Genomic DNA, 272 nt, shown 5'->3' on the forward strand with positions numbered 1-272 from the left:
TGGCGGATCGGCTGGATGGTTTTGCCCGAAAGCGATACGCGCGCAATCGAGCGACTGAGCCAGAGCCTTTATATCTCCGCACCGGAGCTTTCGCAGCGCGCCGCCATCGAAGCCTTCCATGCAACGGCGGAACTTGAACGGGTGAAGGATCGCTATCGCCAGAACCGGCTGATCCTGCTGGATCATCTCCCACGTATCGGCCTCAGCCTTGCTGCGCCGATGGACGGGGCCTTTTATGCTTATTGCGATGTATCGCGTTTCACCAACGACAG

At 58.8% G+C, this 272-nt stretch carries 1 pseudogene; it reads left to right on the forward strand.

Features of this window, described 5'->3' with window-relative positions:
• Nucleotides 1-15: 15 nt before the first annotated feature.
• Nucleotides 16-272: pseudogene (locus R0J92_RS23050) on the forward strand (pyridoxal phosphate-dependent aminotransferase); the annotation flags it as partial.

This window comes from Tritonibacter sp. SIMBA_163 (genome assembly GCF_046535935.1).
GTDB lineage: Bacteria > Pseudomonadota > Alphaproteobacteria > Rhodobacterales > Rhodobacteraceae > Epibacterium > Epibacterium scottomollicae.